General features: G+C 62.4%; 27 protein-coding genes. 20 read left to right on the top strand and 7 right to left on the bottom strand.

What is annotated here, in order from left to right:
- Nucleotides 1–12 precede the first annotated feature (12 nt).
- Nucleotides 13–873 carry a DMT family transporter gene (locus QMX97_RS11885; protein ID WP_282396993.1) on the bottom strand — a complete coding sequence of 287 codons (861 nt, stop codon included), beginning with the start codon at nucleotides 871–873 and terminating at the stop codon, nucleotides 13–15.
- Nucleotides 874–1294: 421 nt separating this feature from the next.
- Here QMX97_RS11885 and QMX97_RS11880 point away from each other — a divergent pair, with 421 nt between their 5' ends.
- The gene (locus tag QMX97_RS11880; RefSeq protein WP_065909622.1) at nucleotides 1295–2086 is read left to right on the top strand and encodes a CPBP family intramembrane glutamic endopeptidase; all 792 of its coding nucleotides are present in this window, start codon (nucleotides 1295–1297) and stop codon (nucleotides 2084–2086) included.
- A gap of 73 nt (nucleotides 2087–2159) precedes the next feature.
- Nucleotides 2160–3725 (top strand): PAS domain-containing methyl-accepting chemotaxis protein, encoded by a 1566-nt coding sequence (locus tag QMX97_RS11875; RefSeq protein WP_282396992.1) that lies wholly within the window; start codon nucleotides 2160–2162, stop codon nucleotides 3723–3725.
- An 84-nt stretch (nucleotides 3726–3809) separates the two neighbouring features.
- Here the strand turns inward: QMX97_RS11875 and QMX97_RS11870 are convergent, their stop codons facing one another.
- Nucleotides 3810–4502: an alpha/beta family hydrolase gene (locus QMX97_RS11870; RefSeq protein ID WP_213553485.1), complete on the bottom strand. Its 693-nt coding sequence runs from the start codon at nucleotides 4500–4502 to the stop codon at nucleotides 3810–3812.
- A 79-nt stretch (nucleotides 4503–4581) separates the two neighbouring features.
- On the opposite strand from QMX97_RS11870, the gene ccoN (QMX97_RS11865) reads away from it, so the two are divergent.
- The 16 genes from ccoN (QMX97_RS11865) to hemN all read left to right on the top strand — a co-directional run bounded on the left by ccoN (QMX97_RS11865) (nucleotide 4582) and on the right by hemN (nucleotide 19409).
- Nucleotides 4582–6006, top strand: coding sequence for a cytochrome-c oxidase, cbb3-type subunit I (gene ccoN, locus QMX97_RS11865; protein ID WP_065909616.1), 1425 nt, complete (start codon nucleotides 4582–4584; stop codon nucleotides 6004–6006).
- A gap of 10 nt (nucleotides 6007–6016) precedes the next feature.
- Nucleotides 6017–6625 carry a cytochrome-c oxidase, cbb3-type subunit II gene (gene ccoO / locus QMX97_RS11860; RefSeq protein ID WP_065909614.1) on the top strand — a complete coding sequence of 203 codons (609 nt, stop codon included), beginning with the start codon at nucleotides 6017–6019 and terminating at the stop codon, nucleotides 6623–6625.
- Nucleotides 6626–6628: 3 nt separating this feature from the next.
- The gene (locus QMX97_RS11855; RefSeq protein WP_065909612.1) at nucleotides 6629–6829 is read left to right on the top strand and encodes a cbb3-type cytochrome c oxidase subunit 3; all 201 of its coding nucleotides are present in this window, start codon (nucleotides 6629–6631) and stop codon (nucleotides 6827–6829) included.
- Nucleotides 6826–7740, top strand: a complete 915-nt coding sequence (gene ccoP / locus QMX97_RS11850; protein WP_065909608.1) for a cytochrome-c oxidase, cbb3-type subunit III — start codon at nucleotides 6826–6828, stop codon at nucleotides 7738–7740. The genes QMX97_RS11855 and ccoP (QMX97_RS11850) overlap by 4 nt, the downstream gene beginning before the upstream one ends.
- A 480-nt stretch (nucleotides 7741–8220) precedes the next feature.
- Nucleotides 8221–9663: a cytochrome-c oxidase, cbb3-type subunit I gene (gene ccoN, locus QMX97_RS11845; protein WP_065909606.1), complete on the top strand. Its 1443-nt coding sequence runs from the start codon at nucleotides 8221–8223 to the stop codon at nucleotides 9661–9663.
- Entirely contained in the window at nucleotides 9663–10271 is a 609-nt protein-coding gene (gene ccoO / locus QMX97_RS11840) for a cytochrome-c oxidase, cbb3-type subunit II (protein ID WP_003193167.1), read from the top strand. The genes ccoN (QMX97_RS11845) and ccoO (QMX97_RS11840) overlap by 1 nt, the downstream gene beginning before the upstream one ends.
- Nucleotides 10272–10276: 5 nt before the next feature.
- Nucleotides 10277–10462: a CcoQ/FixQ family Cbb3-type cytochrome c oxidase assembly chaperone gene (locus tag QMX97_RS11835; RefSeq protein WP_005790274.1), complete on the top strand. Its 186-nt coding sequence runs from the start codon at nucleotides 10277–10279 to the stop codon at nucleotides 10460–10462.
- Nucleotides 10459–11436, top strand: a complete 978-nt coding sequence (ccoP, locus tag QMX97_RS11830; RefSeq protein WP_065909604.1) for a cytochrome-c oxidase, cbb3-type subunit III — start codon at nucleotides 10459–10461, stop codon at nucleotides 11434–11436. Before QMX97_RS11835 ends, ccoP (QMX97_RS11830) begins: the two co-directional genes overlap by 4 nt.
- A gap of 160 nt (nucleotides 11437–11596) precedes the next feature.
- Nucleotides 11597–11851: a type II toxin-antitoxin system Phd/YefM family antitoxin gene (locus QMX97_RS11825; RefSeq protein ID WP_106802986.1), complete on the top strand. Its 255-nt coding sequence runs from the start codon at nucleotides 11597–11599 to the stop codon at nucleotides 11849–11851.
- Nucleotides 11852–12262, top strand: a complete 411-nt coding sequence (locus QMX97_RS11820; RefSeq protein WP_065909602.1) for a type II toxin-antitoxin system VapC family toxin — start codon at nucleotides 11852–11854, stop codon at nucleotides 12260–12262.
- A 207-nt stretch (nucleotides 12263–12469) separates the two neighbouring features.
- On the top strand, nucleotides 12470–13885 hold the full coding sequence (gene ccoG / locus QMX97_RS11815) for a cytochrome c oxidase accessory protein CcoG (RefSeq protein WP_065909601.1): 1416 nt from the start codon (nucleotides 12470–12472) through the stop codon (nucleotides 13883–13885).
- Between the two features lie 15 nt (nucleotides 13886–13900).
- On the top strand, nucleotides 13901–14440 hold the full coding sequence (locus tag QMX97_RS11810; RefSeq protein ID WP_106802984.1) for a FixH family protein: 540 nt from the start codon (nucleotides 13901–13903) through the stop codon (nucleotides 14438–14440).
- Between the two features lie 115 nt (nucleotides 14441–14555).
- Nucleotides 14556–17006 carry a heavy metal translocating P-type ATPase gene (locus QMX97_RS11805; protein ID WP_282396991.1) on the top strand — a complete coding sequence of 817 codons (2451 nt, stop codon included), beginning with the start codon at nucleotides 14556–14558 and terminating at the stop codon, nucleotides 17004–17006.
- A gap of 22 nt (nucleotides 17007–17028) precedes the next feature.
- Nucleotides 17029–17247 (top strand): cbb3-type cytochrome oxidase assembly protein CcoS, encoded by a 219-nt coding sequence (ccoS, locus tag QMX97_RS11800; protein ID WP_282396990.1) that lies wholly within the window; start codon nucleotides 17029–17031, stop codon nucleotides 17245–17247.
- Nucleotides 17240–17923 (top strand): sulfite exporter TauE/SafE family protein, encoded by a 684-nt coding sequence (locus tag QMX97_RS11795; RefSeq protein ID WP_106802982.1) that lies wholly within the window; start codon nucleotides 17240–17242, stop codon nucleotides 17921–17923. Before ccoS ends, QMX97_RS11795 begins: the two co-directional genes overlap by 8 nt.
- Before the next feature lie 103 nt (nucleotides 17924–18026).
- Nucleotides 18027–19409 (top strand): oxygen-independent coproporphyrinogen III oxidase, encoded by a 1383-nt coding sequence (gene hemN / locus QMX97_RS11790; protein ID WP_282396989.1) that lies wholly within the window; start codon nucleotides 18027–18029, stop codon nucleotides 19407–19409.
- Nucleotides 19410–19416: 7 nt separating this feature from the next.
- Here hemN and QMX97_RS11785 read toward each other — a convergent pair whose 3' ends face one another.
- Nucleotides 19417–19881, bottom strand: coding sequence for a hypothetical protein (locus QMX97_RS11785; protein ID WP_120449431.1), 465 nt, complete (start codon nucleotides 19879–19881; stop codon nucleotides 19417–19419).
- 153 nt (nucleotides 19882–20034) lie between these two features.
- Between QMX97_RS11785 and fnr the strand changes: the two genes are divergently transcribed.
- Nucleotides 20035–20769, top strand: coding sequence for a fumarate/nitrate reduction transcriptional regulator Fnr (gene fnr / locus QMX97_RS11780; protein ID WP_065909589.1), 735 nt, complete (start codon nucleotides 20035–20037; stop codon nucleotides 20767–20769).
- Between the two features lie 81 nt (nucleotides 20770–20850).
- Nucleotides 20851–21399, top strand: coding sequence for an adenine phosphoribosyltransferase (locus QMX97_RS11775; RefSeq protein WP_282396988.1), 549 nt, complete (start codon nucleotides 20851–20853; stop codon nucleotides 21397–21399).
- Between the two features lie 235 nt (nucleotides 21400–21634).
- Here QMX97_RS11775 and QMX97_RS11770 read toward each other — a convergent pair whose 3' ends face one another.
- From QMX97_RS11770 to QMX97_RS11755, 4 genes are all read right to left on the bottom strand, one after another.
- The gene (locus tag QMX97_RS11770) at nucleotides 21635–22783 is read right to left on the bottom strand and encodes an acyl-CoA dehydrogenase family protein (protein ID WP_282396987.1); all 1149 of its coding nucleotides are present in this window, start codon (nucleotides 22781–22783) and stop codon (nucleotides 21635–21637) included.
- A gap of 199 nt (nucleotides 22784–22982) precedes the next feature.
- Nucleotides 22983–23585: a recombination mediator RecR gene (gene recR / locus QMX97_RS11765; RefSeq protein ID WP_015885312.1), complete on the bottom strand. Its 603-nt coding sequence runs from the start codon at nucleotides 23583–23585 to the stop codon at nucleotides 22983–22985.
- Between the two features lie 66 nt (nucleotides 23586–23651).
- Complete coding sequence (locus tag QMX97_RS11760) at nucleotides 23652–24686, bottom strand: NADP-dependent oxidoreductase (RefSeq protein WP_065909583.1); 1035 nt, start codon at nucleotides 24684–24686, stop codon at nucleotides 23652–23654.
- A 182-nt stretch (nucleotides 24687–24868) separates the two neighbouring features.
- Nucleotides 24869–25207, bottom strand: coding sequence for a YbaB/EbfC family nucleoid-associated protein (locus QMX97_RS11755; RefSeq protein ID WP_003193199.1), 339 nt, complete (start codon nucleotides 25205–25207; stop codon nucleotides 24869–24871).
- Between the last annotated feature and the right edge of the window lie 32 nt (nucleotides 25208–25239).

Raw genomic sequence — 25239 nt, 5'->3', positions numbered from 1 at the left:
GACGGGGTGGTGTCAGGCCTTACGGAAGACGAACACCAGGCCGATGATGATCAATCCCATCCCCAGCAGGCTCAGCAGCGCGAGCCGGTTGCCGAAGATCAGGTAGTCCATCACCGCCGTCACCGCCGGCACCAGGTAGAACAGGCTGGTGACATTCACCAGGTTGCCGCGGGCGATCAAGCGGTACAGCAAAAGTGTCGCCAATAACGACACCACCACGCCCATCCACAGTACCGGCAGGTAAAAGCCGGCGTTGTGTTCAAAATGGAACGGCTGGAACGGCACAAACACCGAACACAGCAGCAAACCCGCCAGGTACTGCACGGGCAGCGTGCCCAGTGGGTTGTCGGTGATGCGCTTTTGCATGATCGAGCCAAAGGTCATGCTCGCCAGGGCCAGCAGCCCGAACAGCATCCCGGCCAGGGACATGCCCGCCAGCCCGATGCCCTGGTAGACCACCATGATCAACCCCGCCAGGCCCAGACCGAGGCCGAACAGCCGTCGCCAGGAACGCTGGCGCTCCATCAGCACCACCGTGAGGATCGGCTGCACGCCCATGATGGTGGCCATCATTCCGGGCGTGACTTTGAGGTCCAGGGCCAGCAGGTAGAAAATCTGGTACGCCCCCAACAACACCAGCCCGGTCGCCGCCGCGTACAGCATCGGCTTGCCGGGGCGCGGCAATTGCAACTTGAGGATCGGCACCAGGAACACCAGGCCCACCAGGGCGATGGCAAAACGGATGAGCAAAAACGCAAAGGGCGAAGCATGGGCCAGGCCCAGCTTGGAGCAGATCGCCCCACTGCTCCAGAGCAGGACGAACAGGCTCGTCGAGGCCGCCGCGGCCACGGATTGTTTCGAAATGACAGACATGGTTACCACCTGTAATCAGGCAAAAAAGCCAATTCAGCTGAAGCTGAAACTCAGTAGGTTTTTTTCAGGCAGGCAGAGGGGCACAGCGAATTGCTGATCAGCCCGAAATGCCAACACCCGGCGGTGATACGACTGCGTACACCGGCGTGCTACTGACAGGTGGGGGGTAGTGGCTGATCTGCGCAGGCTGCTTGTCCTCGCACGGCACGACCGCAGCGTTGACCGCTGAATCGACTACCGCTATGTGCAAGGAAGCTGGCATGTGCTGATCTTTTTGAAGGGATAAAGACGCGCCGACTATACCCAGCCGTCGACAGGTATGGCAATGACTTGGCCAACGCGTTTTTGCCTGGCGCAGTTTTCACAGTGATTGCGTGGGGGCGTCGCTATAATGCGCCCGATTTTTTTCCAAGGATTTCCCATGCTCGCATTGCCCTGGCTGTACCTGGCGCTTCTTTCCATTGGCTATGTGATGGCCCTGGCCTACGGGCAACTCGGCGCGCTCGCGCTGGTGTCCGTGGCCCTGCTGCTGATCGCCGGGTACGCGGTACGCCAGCAGCGCACGCCGTGGGCCCGTTACCTCGGTCATGGTTTGTTTATCGTCCTCGCCGTGAGCCTGGCCATGCACTGGCTGCCGGGGTTCTACAACGGGCGCGGCATCGGCTCGCAGCAATTCACCCCCGACGCCGTGCCCTTCTCGATGTACCTGAACCAGGACAAACCGCTGATCGGCTTCTGGCTGCTGTTGGCCTGCCCGTGGATTGTGGCGCGGCGCAGCCTGCGCCTGTCGCTGTGTGTCACGGCCCTGGCCCTGACCCTCACGGCCATTGCTGCACTCGGTGGCGCCGCCTTGCTGGGGGTGATCAGTTGGGCGCCGAAATGGCCGGAACAGGCCTGGCTGTGGGTGCTCAACAACCTGCTGCTGGTGACCCTGGTGGAAGAGGCACTGTTTCGTGGCTACATCCAGGGCGGCCTGCGCCAGCGCTTCCAGCATCTGCCTTACGGCGAGAACCTGGCGCTGTTGCTGGCTTCACTGCTGTTCGGCCTGGTGCACCTGGGCGCGGGCTGGCACTGGGTGTTGCTGGCGAGCATTGCCGGGGTCGGTTATGGCCTGGCCTATCGCTTCGGTGGCCTGGGTGCAGCGATTGCCACGCACTTTGGCTTGAACCTGCTTCACTTCGGGTTGTTTACCTACCCGATGCTGGCGGGATGATTGTTGCAAAAATAAGTTAAATAAATGCCCGCCACGGCCGATACCCCCTGAAAGCCTTGCGGATTGAACAATCATGCGTAATAACCAACCCGTTACCCAGCGCGAACGTACCTTCCCCGCTCAGCAACGGTTGATCTCCACCACGGATGCCAAGGGTGTGATCACCTACTGTAACGACGCGTTTGTCGAGATCAGTGGGTTCACCCGCGAAGAGCTGCTTCGCGCGCCGCACAACCTGGTGCGTCACCCGGATGTACCGGCAGCGGTGTTCGCGCACATGTGGTCCACGCTCAAACAAGGCTTGCCATGGATGGGCATCGTCAAGAACCGCTGCAAGAGCGGCGATCACTACTGGGTCAACGCCTATGTGACGCCGGTCTTCGAAGGCAACCAGGTGGTCGGCTACGAATCGGTGCGCATCAAGCCCACCTCCGAGCAGATCCGCCGTGCCGAAGCGCTCTATCAACGCATCAACCAGGGCAAGTCGGCCATTCCCCAGCGCGACAAGTGGCTGCCGGTGCTGCAGGACTGGCTGCCGTTTATCCTGGTGAGCCAGCTGAGCTTCATGATCGGCGCCTCGCTCAACTCCCACTGGGGCTTCGCCTTGGCGGCCGGGCTGTCGGTGCCATTGGGCCTGCTGGGCCTGAGCTGGCAACAACGCGGCCTCAAGCGCCTGCTGCGCCTGGCCGAGCAGACCACGTCCGACCCGCTGATCGCGCAGATGTACACCGACAGCCGGGGTGCCCAGGCGCGTCTGGAAATGTCGATCCTCAGCCAGGAGGCGCGTCTGAAGACCTGCCTCACGCGCTTGCAGGACACGGCCGAGCACCTCAACGACCAGGCTGCGCAGTCCAACACCCTGGCGCATAACAGCTCTACCGGCCTGGAGCGCCAGCGCGTGGAAACCGAGCAGGTGGCCACGGCAGTCAACCAGATGGCCGCGACCACCCAGGAAGTCGCCAGCCACGTGCAGCGCACCGCCGATGCCACCCAGGAAGCCAATCGCCTTACCGGCCGCGGCCGCGATATCGCCGGGGAAACCCGCGAGGCGATCCAGCGCCTGTCGGTGGCCGTGGGCGAGACCGGCGTGACCGTCACCCAACTGGCCAAGGACAGCGATGAAATCGGCGGCGTGGTCGACGTGATCAAAGGCATCGCCGACCAGACCAACCTGCTGGCGCTGAACGCCGCCATCGAAGCGGCCCGCGCCGGTGAGATGGGCCGTGGTTTTGCGGTCGTGGCAGATGAAGTCCGTCAGTTGGCGCAACGCACCGCCGAGTCCACCGGGCAGATCCATGCCCTGATCGCCAAGCTGCAGCAAACTGCCGCGGCCGCCGTGCAAACCATGGACGCCGGGCATCGCCAGGCCGAAGAAGGTGTGGCACGGGTGATGGAAGCGGACCAGGCGCTGGTCGGCATCAGCGAAGCCGTGGCGCACATCACCGACATGACCACCCAGATCGCCGCCGCGACCGAAGAGCAAAGCTCGGTGGCCGAAGAGATCAGCCGCAATATCAGCACCATTGCGCTGCTGGCGGACCAGACCTCGGAGCAGGCGTTGAACTCGGCGCAGTTGAGTGAAGAGCTGACGCATACCGCCAATACCCAGTACTCGCTGGTAGAGCGGTTTAACCGATAGATCGCTATCGCAGGCAAGCCAGCCCCCACATTCGACGGTGTTCACACATCAAAATGTGGGAGATGGCTTGCCTGCGATGAGGCCCTAAAGGCCAGCAAGAAAGCTTGAGACCTTCACCGCCGCAGCCTCCAGATGCTGCTCATGACTGAAGCCCGATGCCTTCAACGGCTTCAAGTCATGATCCCCCGCCACCAGCCACATCACCTCGATGCTCGGCGACAAGCCATACCCCTCCACCGCCGCCCGATTGCCCAACGCATCGCGCTCGCCCTGCACGATCAGGGTCGGCGTCTTCAGCCCGGCCAAGTGCTCGACCCGTGGCTTCTCTGGCTTGCCCACCGCATAAAACGGATAACCCAGGCACACCAGCCCATCGGCGCCCAGTTCATCCGCGACTAAACTGGCCATGCGCCCGCCCATGGATTTGCCGCCAATCGCCAGTTTCCCAGCGACATGACGTCGCACCTCGGCATGCACCTCGCGCCACGCCTCCAGCAGTTTCGGCGCCGGGTTCGGCGGGCGTTTAACGCCGTCTACCCGGCGCTGGGCCATGTACGCAAATTCGAAGCGCAACACGTTCACGCCGTGCCCGGCAAGGCGTGCAGCCATGTCGTTCATGAACGATGAGTCCATCGGTGCGCCGGCGCCGTGGGCCAGGACCAACGTGACAGGCGCCCCCGACGCCTCGCCCGCCGCGACATCCCACAGCCAGCCGCGTTCGCGCACACAGTGCGCCCATTGATCCCCGTCAATACTGGCCTTGTGCTCTTTGCCCATGCTTGCCTCGCTTTTTAGTCTGCCTATAACTCCAGCCCAAGTGCCGCATCTGCTTGGGTTGAACCGTGGATGGGGAACCATGAACACTACTTTAAGTACCGCCTATAACTACAAGGTGGTCCGCCAATTCGCCATTATGACGGTGGTGTGGGGCATCGTCGGCATGGGGCTCGGGGTTTTTCTCGCTGCCCAATTGGTTTGGCCTGCGCTCAACTTCGACCTGCCCTGGACCAGCTTCGGCCGCTTGCGCCCGCTGCACACCAACGCGGTGATCTTCGCCTTCGGCGGCTGTGCGCTGTTCGCCAGCTCCTTCTACTCGGTGCAACGCACCTGCCAGACGCAGTTGTTCGCGCCGAAAATCGCCGCGTTCTGCTTCTGGGGCTGGCAACTGGTGATCCTGCTGGCCGCAATCACGTTGCCGCTGGGCTACACCAGTTCCAAGGAATACGCCGAGCTGGAATGGCCGATCGACATCCTCATCACCATTGTCTGGGTGGCCTACGCCATCGTGTTTTTCGGCACGGTGATGAAGCGCAACACCAAGCACATCTACGTCGGCAACTGGTTCTTCGGTGCGTTCATCATCACCGTGGCCATCCTGCACATCGTCAACAACCTGGAAATCCCGGTCAGCCTGACCAAGTCCTACTCGCTGTACGGCGGTGCGACGGATGCCATGGTGCAGTGGTGGTACGGACACAACGCCGTAGGCTTCTTCCTCACTGCGGGCTTCCTGGGGATGATGTACTACTTCGTGCCCAAGCAGGCCGAGCGTCCGGTGTACTCCTATCGCCTGTCCATCGTGCACTTCTGGGCGCTGATCACCCTGTACATCTGGGCCGGCCCGCACCACCTGCACTACACCGCGCTGCCGGACTGGGCACAGTCGCTGGGCATGGTGATGTCGCTGGTCCTGCTGGCACCGAGCTGGGGCGGCATGATCAACGGCATGATGACCCTGTCGGGCGCCTGGCATAAATTGCGCAGCGACCCGATCCTGCGCTTCCTGGTGGTCTCCCTGGCGTTCTACGGCATGTCGACCTTCGAAGGCCCGATGATGGCGATCAAGACCGTCAACGCCCTCTCCCACTACACCGACTGGACCATCGGCCACGTACACGCCGGCGCCCTCGGCTGGGTGGCGATGATCTCCATCGGCGCGCTGTACCACATGATCCCGAAAATCTTCGGTCGCGAGCAGATGTACAGCCTCGGCCTGATCAACGCGCACTTCTGGCTGGCCACCATCGGCACCGTGCTCTACATCGCTTCGATGTGGGTCAACGGCATCGCCCAGGGCCTGATGTGGCGTGCGGTCAACGAAGACGGCACCCTGACCTACTCCTTCGTCGAAACCCTGGTGGCCAGCCACCCTGGCTTCATCGTGCGGCTGGTAGGCGGTGCGGTGTTCCTCAGCGGCATGTTCCTGATGGCTTACAACACATGGCGCACCGTGCGCTCGGCGCAACCCGCCGAAGCCGCCACCACTGCGCAGCTGGCCTGAGGAGTCTGTGATGAAACACGAAACGATTGAAAAGAACGTCGGCCTGTTGATGCTGCTCATGGTGCTCGCCGTAAGCATCGGCGGCCTGACCCAGATCGTCCCGCTGTTCTTCCAGGACGTGACCAACAAGCCGGTCGAGGGCATGAAGCCCTATACCGCGCTGCAACTGGAAGGCCGCGACATCTACATTCGCGAAGGCTGCGTACAGTGCCACTCGCAGATGATCCGCCCGTTCCGCGCCGAGACCGAACGCTACGGCCACTACTCGGTCGCCGGCGAAAGCGTGTGGGACCACCCGTTCCTGTGGGGCTCCAAGCGCACCGGCCCGGACCTGGCGCGCGTCGGCGCACGCTACTCGGACGACTGGCACCGCGCGCACTTGTACAACCCGCGCAACGTGGTGCCCGAGTCGAAGATGCCGGCCTATCCGTGGCTGGTCACCGCTCCCGTCGACAGCAGCCACACCGAGACCAAGTTGAAAGTGATGCGCACCCTCGGCGTGCCGTACACCGACGACGACATCAGTGGTGCGGTCGCCAGCCTCAAGGGCAAGACCGAGATGGACGCCCTGGTGGCGTACCTGCAAGTGCTCGGCACCGCCATCAAGAGCAAGAGGTGAGCCATGGGATTTGAATTCGATGCAGGCACCATCCGCGGCCTCGGCACGCTGGTGGTCGCCATCGCCTTTATCGGCTTGTCGCTGTGGGTGTTCAACAACCGGCGCAATGCGGAATTCGAGCAGGCGCGCCTGCTGCCCTTTGCCGATGAACCCACTCCATCCGACGCTCAAGAAGAGCCTGCAACAAGGAGCAACCGGCCATGACCCTATTCTGGAGTACATGGATCTGCGTACTGACCCTCGGCAGCCTGATCGGCCTGACCTGGCTGTTGATCGGCACCCGCAAGGGCGAGACCAAGGGCAGCGTCGACCAGACGATGGGCCACGCCTTCGATGGCATCGAGGAATACGACAACCCGCTGCCCCAGTGGTGGTTCATGCTGTTCGCCGGCACCCTGGTGTTTGCCGTCGGCTACCTGATCCTCTACCCGGGCCTGGGCAACTGGAAAGGTGTGCTGCCGGGCTATGAAGACGGCTGGACCCAGACCAAGGAATGGGACAAGGAAATGGCCAGGGCCGACGCCAAGTTCGGGCCGATCTTCGCCAAATTCTCGGCCATGCCGCTGGAAGAAGTCGCCAAGGACCCGCAGGCGTTGAAGATGGGCGCACGCCTGTTCGCCTCCAACTGCGCGGTGTGCCACGGCTCGGATGCCAAGGGCGCGTTCGGCTTCCCGAACCTGGCCGACAACATCTGGCGCTGGGGCGGTTCGGCCGAGGCGATCAAGACCACCATCCTCAACGGCCGCCACGCGGCGATGCCGGCCTGGGGCGACATGCTGGGTGACGAGGGAGTGAAAAACGTCGCCGCCTATGTGCGTCACGACCTGGCCAAGCTGCCATTGCCGGCCGACAGCAGCGCCGACCTGGCTGCGGGCCAAACCGCGTTCAACACCACCTGTGTCGCCTGCCACGGTCCGCAAGGCCACGGCATGGAAGCGATGGGCGCGCCTGACCTGACCAAACCGGCCGGCTATATCTACGGCACCAGCCTCGCGCAGTTGCAGCAGACCATCCGTCACGGCCGTCAGGGCCAGATGCCGGCACAGGAAGTGCTGCAGGGCAATGACAAGGTGCACCTGCTGGCGGCATACGTGTATAGCCTGTCCCATCAATAGCAGGCGGTGAGCGGGAAGTTTTAAGCTTCAAGCTTCAAGCTTCAAGCTTCAGGCTTCAAGCTTCAGGCTTCAAGCTTCAAGCTTCAAGCTTCAGGCTGCAAGAGAAGAGTTCCCAACTTGGATCTTGCAGCCGTTTTTTCCTGCGGCATGCAACTTGCCGCTTATGGCTGCCGCTCTGCGTCAATTCGTCACACCCTTCCAAAGCACCACTTTCCCCCCCTGCCAATCGGGTCTACGCTTCCTTGCACAGTGGACCGGTTCAGAGCGCACGGCGTTGCCCGCTGCGGCCTGTGAAAATTCTTGTCCACTCGATCAGCTTTCGATTTCGGATTTTGTCCCTACGTAAAACATGGAAAGGGCGCAGAATCTGGCGTGGAACGCATTGATACAGGTCAGTCATTGCGTTGCAATGGCCCCTCGCTTTCTACATACTTGCGGCCGATTTTACCTATAAAAAAACCTAAACCGTGGAACCTTAGAATGAGCACAGCAATCAGTCCGACTGCTTATAACTATAAGGTAGTCCGCCAGTTCGCCATCATGACGGTGGTCTGGGGGATCCTTGGCATGGGGCTCGGGGTGTTCATCGCCTCGCAACTGGTCTGGCCGGAATTGAATTTCGGCTTGCCCTGGACGACCTTCGGCCGCCTGCGCCCGCTGCACACCAACCTGGTGATTTTCGCCTTCGGCGGATGTGCATTGTTTGCCACCTCCTACTATGTCGTGCAGCGCACCTGCCAGACGCGACTGATCTCCGACAGTCTCGCGGCCTTCACCTTCTGGGGTTGGCAAGCGGTCATCGTCAGCGCCATTGTCACCCTGCCGCTGGGCTACACCACCACCAAGGAATACGCCGAGCTGGAATGGCCGATCGCGATCCTGCTCGCCATCGTCTGGGTGACCTATGCGGTGGTGTTCTTCGGCACCATCGTCAAGCGCAAGACCAAGCACATCTATGTCGGTAACTGGTTCTACGGTGCCTTCATCCTGGTCACGGCGATGCTGCACATCGTCAACCACGCTTCGTTGCCGGTGAACCTGTTCAAGTCCTACTCGGCCTACGCCGGGGCGACGGATGCGATGATCCAGTGGTGGTACGGCCACAACGCCGTGGGTTTCTTCCTGACCACCGGTTTCCTCGGGATGATGTACTACTTCGTGCCGAAACAGGCCGAACGTCCTATTTACTCGTACCGCCTGTCCATCGTGCACTTCTGGGCGCTGATCACCCTGTACATCTGGGCCGGCCCGCACCACCTGCACTACACCGCGCTGCCGGACTGGGCGCAGTCGCTGGGCATGGCGATGTCGATCATCCTCCTGGCCCCGAGCTGGGGCGGCATGATCAACGGCATGATGACCCTGTCGGGCGCCTGGCATAAGCTGCGCACCGACCCGATCCTGCGTTTTCTGGTGGTCTCGCTGGCGTTCTACGGCATGTCGACCTTCGAAGGGCCGATGATGGCGATCAAGACCGTCAACTCGCTCTCCCACTACACCGACTGGACCATCGGCCACGTTCATGCCGGCGCCCTCGGCTGGGTGGCGATGATCTCCATCGGCGCGCTGTACCACATGATCCCGAAACTGTTCGGCCGTGCGCAGATGCACAGCGTCGGGCTGATCAACACGCACTTCTGGCTGGCCACCATCGGCACCGTGCTCTACATCGCCTCGATGTGGGTCAACGGCATCACCCAGGGCCTGATGTGGCGTGCGATCAACGATGACGGCACCCTCACCTACTCCTTCGTCGAAGCGCTGCAAGCCAGCCACCCGGGCTACATCGTCCGCGCCCTGGGCGGTACGTTCTTTGCCGCCGGCATGCTGTTCATGGCCTACAACGTCTGGCGCACCGTGCGTGCCTCCGACCCTGCAGAAGCCGAAGCCGCCGCCAAGATCGCCGTTGTGGGAGCCCACTGATGAAGCATGAAGTAGTCGAGAAGAATATCGGCCTGCTGGCCTTCTTCATGGTCATCGCCGTGAGCATCGGCGGCCTGACCCAGATCGTCCCGCTGTTTTTCCAGGACGTGACCAACAAGCCGGTCGAAGGCATGAAGCCGCGCACCGCGCTTGAACTGGAAGGCCGCGACGTCTACATCGCCAACGGCTGTGTCGGCTGCCACTCGCAGATGATCCGCCCGTTCCGCGCCGAGACCGAACGCTACGGCCACTACTCGGTTGCCGGCGAAAGCGTATGGGACCACCCGTTCCTTTGGGGTTCCAAGCGCACCGGCCCGGACCTGGCCCGTGTCGGCGGGCGTTACTCCGATGACTGGCAACGTGCGCACTTGTACAACCCGCGCAACGTGGTGCCTGAGTCGAAAATGCCGGCGTACCCGTTCCTCGTGGAAAACAAGCTCGACGGCAAGGATACCGCGAAGAAGATGGAAGTCTTGCGCACCCTGGGCGTGCCCTACACCGACGAAGACATCGCCGGTGCCGCTGCAGCCGTGAAGGGCAAGACTGAAATGGACGCATTGGTGGCCTACCTGCAAGGCCTTGGCACCATCATCAAAAGCAAACGGTGACCTACATGGATATCGGGATGATTCGAGGCCTGGGCACCGTTGTAGTGATGGTGGCCTTTGTCGGCCTGGCGCTGTGGGTGTTCAGCCCGCGACGCAAGTCGGAGTTTGACGACGCGACCATGCTGCCCTTTGCGGATGATCCCGAAGCCATCAAGCACGTCGAGCAAGCTTCTAGGAGTAACAAAGAATGACTACGTTCTGGAGTCTGTACGTCACAGTCCTCAGTCTGGGTACCATCTTCGCCCTGACCTGGCTGCTGCTGTCGACCCGCAAGGGCCAGCGCGCCGAGCAGACCGACGAGACCGTCGGCCACTCGTTCGACGGCATCGAGGAGTACGACAACCCGCTGCCCAAGTGGTGGTTCATGCTGTTCGTCGGCACCATCATTTTCGCCCTCGGTTACCTGGCGCTCTACCCCGGCCTGGGCAACTGGAAAGGCCTGCTGCCGGGCTACAACTACCTCGACAACGACAAGCAAACCCCCTTCGCCAACGGCCAGACCGGCTGGACCGGCGTGCACGAATGGGAAAAGGAAATGGCCAGGTCGGACGCCAAGTTCGGGCCGATCTTCGCCAAATTCGCGTCGATGCCAATTGAGGAAGTCGCCAAGGACCCACAGGCCCTGAAGATGGGTGGCCGCCTGTTCGCCTCCAACTGCTCGGTCTGCCACGGCTCCGACGCCAAGGGTGCCTATGGCTTCCCCAACCTGACCGACGCCGACTGGCGCTGGGGTGGCGAGCCGGCCACCATCAAGGAAACCATCATGAAGGGCCGCCATGCAGTGATGCCGGCCTGGCTGGATATCCTCAAGGAACAGGGCGTGGCCGATGTGGCTGCCTTCGTCGTCACCAACCTCGATGGGCGCAAGCTGCCGGAAGGCACCAAGGCTGACGTGGCCAACGGCGAGAAACTCTTCGCCGCTAACTGCGTGGCCTGCCATGGCCCGGCCGGCAAAGGCACCCCCGCCATGGGCGCGCCCGACCTGACTCACCCGGGCGCGTTCATCTACGGCTCGAGCTTCGCGCAACTGCAGCAGACCATCCGCTGGGGCCGCCAGGGCCAGATGCCTGCGCAGGAGCAACTGCAGGGCAACGACAAGGTGCACCTGCTGGCGGCGTATGTGTACAGCTTGTCCCATGGGGACAAGAAGACTGAAGAGCAGTAAGCCTTGAGTCATGACAAAGCCCCGAATCACGGGGCTTTGTTTTTTCTGGTTGCTGCCATTTCAACGGCCGAATGCTCAACCGCTCATAACATCAAGCTTGTCGCCTGCCGCCACAAAGTAGTAACGTAACTACATTCAGTCTACCGAAGGAAGGATGCCCATGACTATCACCACTATTTCCAGTCGGGAATTCAACCAAGACACAAGCGGTGCCAAAAAAGCTGCCCGTCAGGGGCCGGTTTTTATCACTGATCGCGGCAAGCCAGCCCATGTACTGCTAAGCATTGAGGACTACCAGAAACTGACAGGTCTGAATGTCGACATCGTTGACCTGTTGGTGATGCCGGAAGCGGCCGAAATCGACTTTGAAACCGAACGTGCCGTGGTCACTCACCGCCCCGTGGACCTCTCTTGAATGTACCTACTCGACACCAACGTAATCTCTGAACTTCGTAAACCTCAGGCTGACGCAAGAGTGGTCGCCTGGGCAAAAAGCGTTATCGCCCCGCGCATGTTTATCTCAGCAATTACGCTGAAAGAACTGGAAACCGGCGTACTGCGGATGGAGCGCCGAGACCCGGCCCAGGGGAAAGTGCTGCGTACGTGGCTCAAACGTCATGTAATGCCAGCGTTCGATGCCAGAATATTGCCGGTTGATGCCGCCGTTGCGCTGCGCTGTGCCCATTTACAGGTGCCGGACCAAGCTAACGAAAGTGACGCATTGATTGCCGCAACTGCGCTGGTGCATGGGCTCACCGTGGTGACGCGTAACATCAGCGACTTCAAGTCCAGTGGTGTTGCCCTGATAAATCCGTGGGACGAATGACCTGCTCACCGGCAAAAACCGTCCATACTTCTCAAGTCAATTGATCCAGGTCACGTACACCATCAATTGATTTCCCCCAACGCGACCAAAGGTCGCACCCTTTGCGCACTGTCGGGGGCGTATCATTAGGCCACTGCAACACCCTTAATTTGACCCCGGTTGGCACGTACTGGCCGAGGCAAATCTCCACCGCCGTGGGATGCAATGATGAGCAACCAGATACCGGTACATGACGTTACCCCGCCTGCCAAAAACGCCAGCCAATCCGTCGACCTTTATGCGTCGCGAGAGAAAATCTACACCCGCGCCTTCACCGGCCTGTTCCGCAACTTGCGCATGCTCGGTGGCGCCGGCCTGTTCCTGCTCTACTTCGGCACGGTGTGGCTGAACTGGGGCGGACACCAGGCAGTGTGGTGGAACCTGCCGGAGCGCAAGTTCTTCATTTTTGGCGCAACCTTCTGGCCCCAGGACTTCATCCTGCTCTCGGGCATCCTCATCGTGGCGGCGTTTGGCCTGTTCTTCATCACGGTGTACGCCGGCCGCGTGTGGTGTGGATATACCTGCCCGCAAAGCGTGTGGACGTGGATCTTCATGTGGTGCGAAAAAGTCACTGAAGGCGACCGCAACCAGCGCATCAAGCTCGATAAAGCGCCCATGGGCATCAACAAGTTCCTGCGCAAATTCAGCAAGCACACCCTGTGGCTGTTGATCGGGTTTGTCACTGGCATGACCTTTGTCGGCTACTTCTCGCCGATCCGCGAACTGGTGTTCGACTTCTTCACCGGCCAGGCCGATGGCTGGTCGTATTTCTGGGTCGGGTTCTTCACCCTCGCCACATACGGCAATGCCGGCTGGCTGCGCGAACAGGTGTGTATCTACATGTGCCCGTATGCGCGCTTCCAGAGCGTGATGTTCGACAAGGACACCCTGATCGTCTCCTACGACCCCCGCCGTGGCGAAGTGCGTGGCCCGCGTAAAAAGGGCGTCGACTACAAGGCCCAGGGCCTCGGTGATTGCATCGACTGCACGATGTGCGTGCAGGTCTGCCCCACCGGCATCGACATCCGCGACGGCCTGCAAATCGAGTGCATCGGTTGCGCCGCCTGCATCGATGCCTGCGACAACATCATGGACAAGATGGAGTACCCGCGCGGCCTGATCAGCTACACCACCGAGCACAACCTGTCCGGGCAGAAGACCCACAAATTGCGCCCGCGCCTGATTGGTTACGCGCTGGTGTTGCTGGCGATGATAGGGCTGCTGGTCGGGGCATTTTTCATGCGCTCGCTGGTGGGTTTCGACGTCAGCAAAGATCGCGTGCTGTACCGCGAAAACGCCGAGGGCCGGATCGAAAACGTCTACAGCCTGAAGATCATGAACAAGGACCAGCGCGACCACACCTACGTGCTCGACGCCGCCGGCCTGCCGGATCTCAAGCTGCAGGGCCGGCGCGAAATCAAGGTGGCCGCCGGCGATATCGTCAGCATGCCGGTGGAGCTGTCGAGTGCGCCGGAGCAGTTGCCGTCGAGCACCAACGAGGTGACCTTCATCCTGCGCGATGCCGATGACACCAGCGTCCAGATCGAAGCCAAGAGCCGATTCATCGGCCCACAAGTCCGTTAAACAGAGAGCATGAGAATGTCCGTAGCTACTGCCGCAAGCCCCTGGTACAAGCACCTCTGGCCCTGGATCATCATTGGGATCCTGGCCTGCTCGGTGACCTTGACCTTGTCCATGGTGACCATCGCGGTGAACAACCCGGACAACCTGGTCAACGACAACTACTACGAGGCCGGCAAAGGCATCAACCGCTCACTGGACCGCGAACTGCTGGCCCAGACCCTGCAACTGCGCGCCAAGGTGCACCTGGACGAGCTGACCGGCGAAGTCGACGTGCACCTGACCGGCAACAGCAACCCGGCAACCCTGGAACTGAACCTGATCTCCCCGACCCAGCCGGAGAAGGATCGCAAGATCAACCTGGCCCGCAGCGACAGCGAAGCCGGCCGCTACATCGGCCAGGTCACCGACAAAGTCGAAGGCCGTCGTTTCGTCGAGTTGCTCGGCGTGGAAGGCGACCGCACCTGGCGCATGTTCGAAGAAGAACAGGTCAGCCACGACAAGGACTTGCTGCTGGGTGATGAGCCACTGCAGGGTGCCGAAGACCTGAAAAAATAATCCACCTGCGCTTCGCGCATCGTCGGCAAGCCGGCGCCTGCAGGCCTGACGCGTTACCCTGCAGGAGCCGGCTTGCCGGCGATGCGGCCCTCCCAGCCGGCTAGAATCCCTACCCATGACCAGCCCAACCCCCTGCTACCACTGCGCCCTCCCCGTCCCGCCCGGCAGCCGCTTCACGGCGGTGATCCTCGGCGAGCGCCGCGAGCTGTGCTGCCCCGGCTGCCAGGCCGTGGCCGAAGCCATCGTGGCAGGGGGCCTGGAAAGCTATTACCAGCACCGCAGCGAAGCCTCGGCCAACCCCGAGGCGCTGCCCGTGCAACTGGTCGACGAACTGGCGCTGTATGACCGCGTCGACGTGCAAAAACCCTTCGTGCGCCACGACGGCGATCTCGCCGAAGCGACACTGTTGATGGAAGGCATCAGTTGCGCCGCCTGTGGCTGGCTGATCGAAAAACACCTGCGCAGCCTACCCGCCGTCGCCGAGGCGCGGCTGAACCTGTCCAACCATCGCCTGCAGGTGCGCTGGGCCGATGGCCAGTTGCCGTTGAGCCAACTGCTCAGCGAACTGCGCCATATCGGCTACGCCGCGCACCCGTATCAGGCCGACCGTGCCGCCGAGCAATTGGCCAGCGAAAACCGCCTGGCCCTGCGCCAATTGGGCGTGGCCGGCTTGCTGTGGTTCCAGGCGATGATGGCGACCATGGCCACCTGGCCGGAATTCAATATCGACCTGAGCCCCGAGCTGCACGTGATCCTGCGTTGGGTGGCGATGTTTCTGACAACACCCATCGTGTTCTACAGCTGTGCGCCGTTTTTCAAAGGCGCCCTGCGCGATCTGCGCACCCGCCACCTGACCATGGATGTATCGGTCTCCCTGGCGATTGGCGGGGCCTATCTGGCCGGTATCTGGACGGCGATCACCGGGGTCGGCGAGTTGTACTTCGACGCCGTCGGCATGTTCGCCCTGTTCCTGCTCGCCGGACGTTACTTGGAGCGCCGCGCACGCGAGCGGACGGCGGCGGCCACCGCGCAATTGGTCAACCTGCTGCCGGCCTCGTGCCTGCGCCTGAAGGGAGATGGCCAGAGCGAGCGCATCCTCTTGAGCGAACTGGCGGTGGGCGACCGGGTGCTGGTGCATCCCGGCGCGGTACTGCCTGCGGACGGGGTGATCCTCGACGGTCAATCGAGCATCGATGAATCGCTGCTCACCGGCGAATACCTGCCGCAACCGCGGCGCGCGGGCGATGCGGTGACTGCCGGCACCCTGAATGTCGAGGGCGCCCTGAAGGTCGAGGTGCGGGCGTTGGGCCACGACACACGCCTGTCCGCCATCGTGCGCCTGCTGGAGCGAGCCCAGGCCGAGAAACCGCGCCTGGCGCAGATCGCCGACCGCGCCGCGCAGTGGTTCCTGTTGGGCTCGCTAATCGCTGCGGCGGTGATCGGCCTGGTGTGGTGGGAGCTGGATGCGTCGCGGGCGTTCTGGATCGTGCTGGCGATGCTGGTTGCGACCTGCCCGTGCGCGCTGTCCCTGGCCACGCCGACCGCCCTCACCGCCGCCACCGGCACCCTGCACAAACTCGGCCTGCTGCTGACCCGGGGCCACGTGCTCGAAGGCTTGAACCAGATCGACACGGTGATTTTCGACAAGACCGGCACCCTCACGGAAGGCCGCCTGGCACTCAAAGCCATCCGCACCTTGGGCGCCACCAGCAGCGACTTGTGCCTGGCCCTCGCCGCCGCCCTCGAAAATCGCTCCGAACACCCGATTGCCCGCGCGTTTGGCCGCGCGCCCATGGCCGCCGATGAAGTGCTGAGTTTCCCTGGGCTCGGCCTGGAAGGTCGCGTCGGTGAACGCCTGCTGCGCATCGGCCAGCCGGGGTTTGTCTGCGAACTCAGTGGCTGCCCGATGCCGGCCTCGCCGAACGAAGCCGGCCAATGGCTGCTGCTCGGTGACCGTGACGGCGCCCTCGCCTGGTTCGTGCTGGACGACCGCTTGCGCAGCGACGCACCCGCGTTGCTGGCCGCGTGCAAGGCGCGTGGCTGGCGCACGCTGCTGCTGTCGGGGGACACCTCGCCGATGGTCGCGAGTGTCGCCGCTGAGCTGGGCATCGACGAAGCCCACGGCGGCCTGCGTCCCGACGACAAACTGCAGGTGTTGCAACGCTTGCACCAGCAAGGCCGCACGGTGTTGATGCTCGGCGATGGCGTCAACGATGTGCCGGTGCTCGCCGCTGCCGATATCAGCGTGGCCATGGGCTCGGCCACTGATCTGGCCAAGACCAGCGCCGATGCGGTGTTGCTCTCCAACCGCCTCGACGCGCTGGTGCAAGCCTTCAGCCTGGCGCGGCGCACCCGCCGGGTAATCATTGAGAACCTGCTGTGGGCCGGGCTGTACAATGGCCTGATGCTGCCGTTTGCCGCCCTCGGTTGGATCACCCCGATCTGGGCGGCGATCGGCATGTCCCTCAGTTCGTTGACCGTGGTGCTCAACGCCCTGCGCCTGACTCGCCTGCCGAGCGCGCCGGCCCACAGCGCCCCCTCAGTAACCCGCCCGCTGCCGGCTTGAGCCGCGCGGGCATGGAGTGCAGATGCCAGCTCTATACGTGATGATTCCGGCGGCGCTGCTGTTAGTCGGTGTCGCTATCTACGTCTTCTTCTGGGCGGTGGACAGCGGCCAGTACGATGACCTCGACGGCCCGGCCCACAGCGTGCTGTTCGACGATCAGGACCCCAACCACCTGGCCGCCATCGACGAGGCCAACGGCCCCGAGCAGCCGCCCGCGCCCAAAGATCCGCCCCATGCTTGAACTCGCGCCGCTGCTGGTCTCCGCGCTGATTCTCGGCCTGCTGGGCGGTGGCCACTGCCTGGGCATGTGCGGCGGGCTGATGGGCGCGCTGACCCTGGCGATTCCCAAGGAGCAACGCAGCCGCCGCTTTCGCCTGCTGCTGGCGTACAACCTGGGGCGCATTCTCAGCTATGCCACGGCGGGGTTGTTGATCGGCCTGGCCGGCTGGGCCGTGGCCAACAGCCCGGCGGCGATGTTCATGCGTGTACTCGCCGGGCTGCTGTTGATCAGCATGGGGTTGTACCTGGCCGGCTGGTGGAGCGGCCTGACGCGCATCGAAAGCCTCGGACGCGGCCTGTGGCGCTATATACAGCCGGTGGCGAACCGTTTGCTGCCGGTGTCCAGCCTGCCCCGCGCATTGCTGCTGGGCGCGCTGTGGGGCTGGTTGCCGTGCGGGTTGGTCTACAGCACCCTGCTGTGGGCGGCGAGCCAGGGCAATGCGCTGGACAGCGCGTTGCTGATGCTGGCATTCGGCTTGGGCACCTGGCCAGTGCTGCTGGCCACCGGCCTGGCAGCGGAACGGGTCACGGCGTTATTGCGCAAACGCAGTGTGCGCATGGCCGGCGGCTTGCTGGTGATCCTGTTCGGCGTCTGGACATTGCCCGGTCCGCATCAGCACTGGCTAATGGGCCATTAAAAGGCCATGTGGCATAGCGCCGCTCCCCGTTGATGCAAATCAACATGCCCTCCAGGTCACACCCCTAGACTCGGCCCACTAGCCTATCCGGGGGAACGCCCGCATGCTCGACGCCATTCGTTGGGACACCGATCTGATTCACCGCTACGACCTGGCGGGACCGCGCTACACGTCCTACCCCACCGCCGTACAATTCGACAGCCAGGTCGGCACTTTCGACCTGCTCCACGCCCTGCGCGACAGCCGCAAGGCGGTGCGCCCGCTGTCGCTGTATGTGCATGTGCCGTTCTGCGCGAACATTTGCTACTACTGCGCCTGCAACAAGGTGATTACCAAGGACCGTGGCCGCGCCCAGGCGTACCTGCAGCGCCTGGAGCAGGAGATCCAACTGGTGGCCTGCCACCTCGACCCCAAGCAGCCGGTGGAACAACTGCACCTGGGCGGCGGCACGCCGACCTTTCTCAGCCACGACGAACTGCGCCAGGTCATGGGCAGCCTGCGCCAGCACTTCAATCTGCTTGACGATGACTCCGGCGACTACGGCATCGAGATCGACCCGCGCGAGGCCGACTGGGCGACCATGGGCCTGCTGCGCGAACTGGGCTTCAACCGCGTCAGCATCGGCGTGCAGGACCTCGACCCGGACGTGCAGCGCGCGGTCAACCGCCTGCAAAGCCTGGAAGAGACCCGCGCGGTGATCGATGCGGCGCGCACCCTGCAGTTTCGCTCGATCAATATCGACCTGATCTACGGCCTGCCCAAACAGACGCCGATCAATTTCGCGCGCACCGTGGAGGAAGTGATCAGGCTGCAACCGGACCGCCTGTCGGTATTCAACTATGCCCACCTGCCTGAGCGCTTCATGCCCCAGCGGCGGATCAACACCGACGAACTGCCGTCACCGGCGTCCAAGTTGCTGATGCTGCAAACCACCATCGAACAACTGACCCAGGCCGGCTATCGCTACATCGGCATGGACCACTTCGCCCTGCCGGACGACGAACTCGCCGTCGCCCAGGAAGAAGGCAGCCTGCAGCGCAACTTCCAGGGCTACACCACCCATGGGCATTGCGACCTGATCGGGCTCGGCGTGTCCGCCATCAGCCAGATCGGTGACCTGTACTGCCAGAACACCAGCGACCTCAATGGCTACCAGAACACCCTCGCCGGCGCTCAACTGGCCACCAGCCGTGGTTTGCTGTGCACCACCGATGATCGGCTGCGACGCGAGGTGATTCAGCAATTGATCTGCAATTTCAGCCTGGCCTTCGATCGGATCGAGCAGGCTTTCAACATTGATTTTCGCGGGTATTTTGACGACGTCTGGCCCCAACTCGAGACCATGGCGCAGGACGGCCTGATCGAACTGGACGCGCAGGGCATCCGCGTGCTGCCGGCTGGCAGGCTGTTGGTACGCTCAGTGTGCATGGTGTTCGATGCCTATCTGGAACATCAGAACAGGCAGCGATTTTCGCGGGTGATCTGAGCGGGCGCTACTTCGATGCCAGGCTCATGGCTTGCATCTGCGCGTCGGCTGGCTCGTCCTTCAAGGCCTTGCCCAGTTGCATCTGGGCCATCGTCAGGCCGCTTTGCAAGGCCGCCAGCGAGGCCTGCAGGTTACCCACCCGCGCTTGGCGCGCCTCGGGGGTCAAGGAGTTATCCGCCGAAGCAGCCGCGATTTCGGCCATCTTGTCGGCAATCTGCTTCTTCAGCTCACGAATCATTTTCAGCAGTTGCTTGATGCTGTCCTTCAGGTTGCTGTCGTCGATGTCTTTGTTGGAATCGGCTTTGGCAGCCTGGAAACCGGCACTGGAAATCTTCACCGCCACACCCTCGACCGCCTTGGTTTCAGCAGCAGGCGCGGGGGCTTCGGCCTTTTCATCGGTCCCTGCGGCAGGTTTCGTATCCGCCACGATCGGCAGGCGGATGGCAGGGTTGTTGGCAGCGATAACGGACATGTTCTGAGCTCCGGCTCATGGAGGTACACCACTGTATCGACCCTGTTACAAAAACCTTTATACCGTTGCCGGTTTTTTGTACAGGCTGGCCTCGGCGCCCCCCAGTGCGTTACCCTTACGTCTTATGTGTGTTTTCCCACAAGGATTTAAGAAATGTCCGAGCCAGTTAAACTGCGCGCTCACAGCCAGGCTCATTGCAAGGATTGCAGCCTGGCCCCCCTCTGCCTGCCACTTTCGCTGAATCTGGAAGACATGGATGCGCTGGACGAGATCGTTAAACGCGGTCGCCCACTGAAAAAAGGCGAGTTTCTGTTTCGCCAGGGCGACAAGTTCGACTCCGTCTATGCAGTACGGTCGGGCGCCCTGAAGACGTTCAGCCTGAGCGACGGTGGTGAGGAACAGATCACCGGTTTCCACCTGCCCAGCGAACTGGTCGGCTTGTCGGGCATGGACACCGAGATCCACCCGGTGTCGGCCCAGGCGCTGGAGACGACGTCGGTGTGCGAAATTCCCTTCGAGCGCCTCGACGAACTGGCCCTGCAGTTACCGCAACTGCGCCGCCAGCTGATGCGCGTGATGAGCCGCGAGATTCGCGACGACCAGCAAATGATGCTGCTGTTGTCGAAGAAAACCGCCGACGAGCGTATCGCTACATTCCTGGTCAACCTGTCGGCACGTTTTCGCGCCAGGGGTTTCTCGGCCAACCAGTTCCGCCTGAGCATGTCGCGCAATGAAATCGGCAACTACCTGGGCCTCGCCGTGGAAACCGTGTCCCGCGTGTTTACCCGCTTCCAGCAGAACGAGCTGATCGCCGCCGAAGGCAAGGAAGTGCATATCCTCGATCCGATCCAGCTGTGCGCACTCGCCGGTGGCTCCCTGGAGACCTGAGGCAGACGCCTGCGGCCGCGCCAATTGGCAAGGCCGCAGGTATACTTGGCGTCCGTTTTCCACGCCCAGGACTCTGCGCCGATGACCTTCGATTCGTTCGACATCAAATCCCTGATCCGTCCCGTCATCGACTTCCCCAAGCCTGGGGTGATCTTTCGTGACATCACACCCTTGTTCCAATCGCCCAAGGCCCTGCGCCTGGTGGCCGACACCTTTGCTCACCGTTACGTCGAGGCCGATTTCAGCCATATCGGCGCGATGGATGCGCGGGGCTTCCTGATCGGTTCGATCATCGCCTATCAACTGAACAAACCGCTGATCCTGTTCCGCAAGCAGGGCAAGCTGCCGGCTGACGTCCTGGCCGAGGGTTACCAGACGGAATACGGCGAAGCGTTCCTGGAAGTCCACGCCGACAGCCTCTGCGAGGGCGACTCGGTACTGATGTTCGATGACCTGATCGCCACCGGTGGCACCCTGATTGCGGCGGCCAACCTGGTGCGGCGCATGGGGGCGAAGATCTTCGAAGCGGCGGCGATCATCGACCTGCCGGAGCTGGGTGGGTCGCAACGCCTGGAAGACATGGGTGTCCCGACCTTCTGCCTGACGCAGTTCGCGTTGAACGAACGTTAATCGCTGCCTGCACCGGCCCCATCGCGGGCAAGCCCGGCTCCCACCCTGACATGCGCCTACCCGTAGGCGCTGGCTTGCCAGCGATAGCGCTCGAAAGAGCACCCATGATCACAACCCCATCTGCTTGCTGATGATCTCATTCATCACCTCGCGGGCAAGCCCGGCTCCCACGTTGGCATGCGCCTACCCGTAGGCGCTGGCTTGCCAGCGATAGCGCTCGAGAGAGCACCCATGATCACAACCCCATCTGCTTGCTGATGATCTCATTCATCACCTCGCGGGTGCCCCCGCCGATGGACAGGATGCGGTTGTCGCGGTACAGCCGCTCCACCAGGTTGCCGCGCATGTAGCCCTGGCCGCCGAGGATTTGCACAGCGTCATAGGTGACGCGGTCGGCGGTGTCGGTGGCGAGGTTCTTGGCCATGGAGATTTCCTTGATCACACTTTTGCCGGCCGCCATCTTCGCCGCCTGGCGGTAGGTGAACTCGCGGGACACCTCCACAGCGGTAGCCATTTCCGCCAGGCGATGCTTGAGCACCTGGAACTTGCCGATGGGTTTGCCGAATGCTTCGCGCTGGGAAGCCCACTTGAGGCTTTCCTCCAGCGCCATCTGCGCAGTCATGTTGGCCATCAATGCCAGCGCCAGGCGTTCGCTCTGAAAGTTGCCCATGATGCAGGCGAAGCCCATGTTCTCGGCGCCAATCAGATTGCCTACGGGCACGCGGCAATCGTCGAAGAATAATTCAGCGGTGTCCGACGCCCACCAGCCCATTTTCTTCAGGGGCTGGCCAACGGTGAAACCGGCGGTGTTTTTCTCGATCAGCACCAGGCTGATACCGGCAAAGCCCGGCCCGCCGGTGCGCACGGCAACAGTGTAGAAGTCGGCACGGCTGCCGCTGGTGATAAAGGTCTTGCTGCCGCTGACGCGGTAATGCTCGCCCTCCCGAATGGCGCGGGTCTGCAGGCTGGCCACATCGGAGCCGCCGCCCGGCTCGGTCACCGCCAGGGCGATGATCTTCTCGCCCGACAGCACCTGCGGCGCCACCCGGTCGCGCACCGATGGCAGGGCCCATTTGACTATCGGCGGCAAGCCGATATCCAACGACCCCAAGCCCGCCACCACCCCGCCGGAACCGCAGCGCATCAGCTCCTCGCTGGCGGCCACCTTGGCGAACAGGTCTCCTTCATGGCTACCGCCGAGGGCCTCGGGATAACCAATCCCCAGGATTCCCGCCGCACCGGCCTTGAGGTACAGCTCACGGGGAAAGCTGTGGGCCTCCTCCCATTGCTCGATGTCCGGCAGCATTTCGCGCTCGACAAAACGGCGCACGCTGTCGCGGACCAATTGGTGGCTGGGGTCGAAGTAGTCCTGGCAGGCAGACATCGGCAAGCTCCACGGTGAGGTGGAGCGAACTTACCAAGCGCTTGCTTGGCTATCAAGTTATGCGCACATTCTGCTGACAATACAAAACCACTGTGGGAGCGGGCTTGCTCGCGAAAGCAGTGGAACAGTCAGTGCATTTGGCACTGACAGACCGCTTTCGCGAGCAGGCCCGCTCCCACATTTTGAGCTGTGGTGTTTTTTACAGCGCGATCGGCTTGCGACCTGCGAACGAGTGAGCCAGCGTCCCGCCATCCACCAGCTCCAGCTCGCCACCCAGCGGCACGCCGTGGGCGATGCGCGAGGTAATCAGGCCTTTGTTGGTCAACAGCTGCGCGATGTAATGCGCCGTCGCTTCACCTTCCACCGTAGGGTTGGTGGCCAGGATCACCTCGGTAAAGGTGCCCTGCTCTTCAATGCGCGCCACCAGTTGCGGAATGCCGATGGCCTCCGGGCCCAGGCCGTCCAGCGGCGACAGATGGCCCTTGAGCACAAAGTAGCGCCCGCGATAACCGGTCTGTTCCACCGCGTACACATCCATCGGCCCTTCCACCACGCACAGCAGGGTGTCGTCGCGGCGCGGGTCGGCGCATTGCGGGCAAAGTTCTTCTTCAGTGAGGGTGCGGCACTGGCGGCAATGGCCCACGCCAGTCATGGCCTGGCTCAGGGCCTGGGCCAGCCGGGTGCCGCCGCTGCGGTCACGCTCCAGCAGCTGCAGCGCCATGCGTTGGGCGGTTTTCTGGCCAACGCCCGGCAATGTGCGCAAGGCGTCGATCAGTTGGCGAATCAGAGGGCTGAAGCTCATGGGGCAATGGTCCGACAAAACAACGAGACGCGGTTTATACCCGCGCCCCGGATGAGCGTCAAATCCTCAATCCTGCGCGACACGTACCACCAACTTGCCGAAGTTGCGTCCCTCCAGCAAACCGATAAACGCTTCGGGCGCCTGCTCCAGGCCATCGACCACGTCTTCGCGAAATTTCACTTTGCCCTCGCGCACCCATGGCGCCATGGCACTGATGAACTCCGGATGGCGATCACCGTAGTCGTCGAACACGATAAAGCCCTGGATACGCACCCGCTTGGTCAGCAAGGTCCGCTGCAGCGCTGGCAGACGGTCAGGACCACTCGGCAGTTCATGCGCGTTATAACCGGCAATCAGCCCACACAGCGGAATCCGCGCCTTGGGGTTGAGCAGCGGCACGACCGCGTCAAACACCTTGCCGCCGACGTTCTCGAAATAGATGTCCACGCCTTTGAAGCACGCCAGGGCCAACTCGTTGGCAAAATCCGCGCTCTTGTGGTCAATGCAGGCATCAAAGCCCAACTCTTCGACCACGTAGCGGCACTTGTCCGCGCCTCCCGCCACACCTACCACACGCAAGCCCTTGAGCTTGGCCACCTGCCCCACCACCGAGCCCACGGCGCCGGACGCTGCCGCCACCACCAGGGTTTCGCCGGCCTGTGGCTGGCCAATGTCCGTGAGCCCCATGTACGCGGTCATGCCCGGCATGCCCAGCACCCCAAGGGCCATGGACGGGCTGGCCAGGCCCTTGGGCACCGGCATCAGGTTGCGACCATCGGAAATGCTGTGGCTCTGCCAGCCGGTGGAACCGACGACGAGGTCGCCCACTTCAAATTTCGGATTACGCGACTGCTCGACACGGCTGACAGCGCCACCGGTCATCACCTCGTCGATTTCCACCGGCGCGGCGTAGGACGGTGCATCGCTCATGCGGCCACGCATGTAGGGGTCGAGGGACAGGTACAGGGTTTTCAGGAGAACCTGGCCGTCTGCCAACTCCGGCAGGTTCACACGTTCCAGGCGGAAATTTTCCGGGGTCGGGGCGCCCTGCGGGCGTGAGACCAGGACGATGCGCTGGTTAAGAATCGGTTCTTGAGGCATCAGGGGGCTCCTTTATCGAATTCATCGGTATAGGGTGCAGACCATGGTAGAGCGCTTGCGGTTCGATGTTTCGTCTATCGCCCCGTCGCGTGTGCATCGCAGCAGCGTGGCAAACCGACGTCACACCCAAAAAAAATGCCAGGCACGAGGCCTGGCACTGGAGTCTAGCTAAAGCTCGCCGATCAGAACGGCAGCTTCATGCCCGGTGGCAATTGCATGCCAGCGGTCACGCCGGACATTTTGTCCTGGCTGTTGGCTTCGATCTTGCGCACGGCGTCGTTGACGGCCGCGGCGAACAGCGCCTCGAGCATTTCCAGGTCATCTTCGCCCACGCCTGGCAACACGCTTGGGTCGATGCTCACGCGCTTGATGTCGTGACGACCGGTCATCACCACGCTGACCATATCGCCACCGGCTTTACCGGTGACTTCGGCGTTGGCCAGTTCTTCCTGCATCTTGGCCATCTTTTCCTGCATCTGCTGCGCCTGCTTCATCAGGCCGGCCATGCCACCTTTCATCATGGGAATCACCTCAAAGTACGTGGATCAATTTA

This window comes from Pseudomonas sp. PS01298 (assembly GCF_029959745.1).
GTDB classification, from domain to species: Bacteria; Pseudomonadota; Gammaproteobacteria; order Pseudomonadales; family Pseudomonadaceae; genus Aquipseudomonas; species Aquipseudomonas aylmerensis.
This window is presented reverse-complemented; position numbering and strand designations above follow the sequence as displayed.

What these genes read in the sequence shown, in the direction of transcription:
- QMX97_RS11885 (WP_282396993.1), bottom strand. Translation starts at nt 873, where the DNA reads ATGTCTGTCATTTCGAAACAATCCGTGGCCGCGGCGGCCTCGACGAGC.
- QMX97_RS11880 (WP_065909622.1), top strand. Translation starts at nt 1,295, where the DNA reads ATGCTCGCATTGCCCTGGCTGTACCTGGCGCTTCTTTCCATTGGCTAT.
- QMX97_RS11875 (WP_282396992.1), top strand. Translation starts at nt 2,160, where the DNA reads ATGCGTAATAACCAACCCGTTACCCAGCGCGAACGTACCTTCCCCGCT.
- QMX97_RS11870 (WP_213553485.1), bottom strand. Translation starts at nt 4,502, where the DNA reads ATGGGCAAAGAGCACAAGGCCAGTATTGACGGGGATCAATGGGCGCAC.
- ccoN (WP_065909616.1), top strand. Translation starts at nt 4,582, where the DNA reads ATGAACACTACTTTAAGTACCGCCTATAACTACAAGGTGGTCCGCCAA.
- ccoO (WP_065909614.1), top strand. Translation starts at nt 6,017, where the DNA reads ATGAAACACGAAACGATTGAAAAGAACGTCGGCCTGTTGATGCTGCTC.
- QMX97_RS11855 (WP_065909612.1), top strand. Translation starts at nt 6,629, where the DNA reads ATGGGATTTGAATTCGATGCAGGCACCATCCGCGGCCTCGGCACGCTG.
- ccoP (WP_065909608.1), top strand. Translation starts at nt 6,826, where the DNA reads ATGACCCTATTCTGGAGTACATGGATCTGCGTACTGACCCTCGGCAGC.
- ccoN (WP_065909606.1), top strand. Translation starts at nt 8,221, where the DNA reads ATGAGCACAGCAATCAGTCCGACTGCTTATAACTATAAGGTAGTCCGC.
- ccoO (WP_003193167.1), top strand. Translation starts at nt 9,663, where the DNA reads ATGAAGCATGAAGTAGTCGAGAAGAATATCGGCCTGCTGGCCTTCTTC.
- QMX97_RS11835 (WP_005790274.1), top strand. Translation starts at nt 10,277, where the DNA reads ATGGATATCGGGATGATTCGAGGCCTGGGCACCGTTGTAGTGATGGTG.
- ccoP (WP_065909604.1), top strand. Translation starts at nt 10,459, where the DNA reads ATGACTACGTTCTGGAGTCTGTACGTCACAGTCCTCAGTCTGGGTACC.
- QMX97_RS11825 (WP_106802986.1), top strand. Translation starts at nt 11,597, where the DNA reads ATGACTATCACCACTATTTCCAGTCGGGAATTCAACCAAGACACAAGC.
- QMX97_RS11820 (WP_065909602.1), top strand. Translation starts at nt 11,852, where the DNA reads ATGTACCTACTCGACACCAACGTAATCTCTGAACTTCGTAAACCTCAG.
- ccoG (WP_065909601.1), top strand. Translation starts at nt 12,470, where the DNA reads ATGAGCAACCAGATACCGGTACATGACGTTACCCCGCCTGCCAAAAAC.
- QMX97_RS11810 (WP_106802984.1), top strand. Translation starts at nt 13,901, where the DNA reads ATGTCCGTAGCTACTGCCGCAAGCCCCTGGTACAAGCACCTCTGGCCC.
- QMX97_RS11805 (WP_282396991.1), top strand. Translation starts at nt 14,556, where the DNA reads ATGACCAGCCCAACCCCCTGCTACCACTGCGCCCTCCCCGTCCCGCCC.
- ccoS (WP_282396990.1), top strand. Translation starts at nt 17,029, where the DNA reads ATGCCAGCTCTATACGTGATGATTCCGGCGGCGCTGCTGTTAGTCGGT.
- QMX97_RS11795 (WP_106802982.1), top strand. Translation starts at nt 17,240, where the DNA reads ATGCTTGAACTCGCGCCGCTGCTGGTCTCCGCGCTGATTCTCGGCCTG.
- hemN (WP_282396989.1), top strand. Translation starts at nt 18,027, where the DNA reads ATGCTCGACGCCATTCGTTGGGACACCGATCTGATTCACCGCTACGAC.
- QMX97_RS11785 (WP_120449431.1), bottom strand. Translation starts at nt 19,881, where the DNA reads ATGTCCGTTATCGCTGCCAACAACCCTGCCATCCGCCTGCCGATCGTG.
- fnr (WP_065909589.1), top strand. Translation starts at nt 20,035, where the DNA reads ATGTCCGAGCCAGTTAAACTGCGCGCTCACAGCCAGGCTCATTGCAAG.
- QMX97_RS11775 (WP_282396988.1), top strand. Translation starts at nt 20,851, where the DNA reads ATGACCTTCGATTCGTTCGACATCAAATCCCTGATCCGTCCCGTCATC.
- QMX97_RS11770 (WP_282396987.1), bottom strand. Translation starts at nt 22,783, where the DNA reads ATGTCTGCCTGCCAGGACTACTTCGACCCCAGCCACCAATTGGTCCGC.
- recR (WP_015885312.1), bottom strand. Translation starts at nt 23,585, where the DNA reads ATGAGCTTCAGCCCTCTGATTCGCCAACTGATCGACGCCTTGCGCACA.
- QMX97_RS11760 (WP_065909583.1), bottom strand. Translation starts at nt 24,686, where the DNA reads ATGCCTCAAGAACCGATTCTTAACCAGCGCATCGTCCTGGTCTCACGC.
- QMX97_RS11755 (WP_003193199.1), bottom strand. Translation starts at nt 25,207, where the DNA reads ATGATGAAAGGTGGCATGGCCGGCCTGATGAAGCAGGCGCAGCAGATG.